The following is a 528-nucleotide window of genomic DNA, read 5'->3' on the forward strand; positions in this document are numbered from 1 at the left end:
GATTTGAAGAGGGAAATATTCCAGGAACTCGGCGTCTTCGACCATGTGGAGTTCATCCGGGTCCCCGAATTCTACCGCTTCACCAACGGAAGGGTGGACATGGTCATCCCCGGCGACTTTGATAAAGCCCGCCGCGTGCTCTCCGAGCGCTTTCCCCATGAAAAAGCCGGGATAGAGAAGTTTTTCGGNNACTCTTTTTGCTATTGTTGAGATATATGGCGATCGATAGCTGTTTTATGCCGTGAACTCAAAGCAAGGTTCGAGGACTTTCAGGGTGGAGTACGACGTCATCGTCATCGGGTCCGGCCTCGGCGGACTCACCGCAGGTGCGCTCCTTGCAAAGAGGGGATTGAAGGTCCTCCTCCTGGAACAGCACTACCACCCGGGGGGCTGCGCGGTCACCTTCAGGCGGAAGGATTTCACCGTGGAGGTGGGCCTCCACGCCATGGACGGCCTCGACCCCGGGGATTTGAAGAGGGAAATATTCCAGGAACTCGGCGTCTTCGACCATGTGGAGTTCATCCGGGT

2 protein-coding genes are annotated in these 528 nt (G+C 56.5%); both read left to right on the top strand.

Annotated elements, in window-relative coordinates:
* The first annotated feature begins 3 nt into the window (after positions 1-3).
* Positions 4-210, top strand: coding sequence for a hypothetical protein (locus tag GTN70_05255; GenBank protein NIO16390.1), 207 nt, complete (start codon positions 4-6; stop codon positions 208-210).
* A 64-nt stretch (positions 211-274) separates the two neighbouring features.
* The coding region (locus GTN70_05260) for an NAD(P)-binding protein (GenBank protein NIO16391.1) at positions 275-528 on the top strand (254 nt) is incomplete at its 3' end.

The organism is Deltaproteobacteria bacterium (assembly GCA_011773515.1).
GTDB lineage: Bacteria > Desulfobacterota > Deferrimicrobia > J040 > J040 > WVXK01.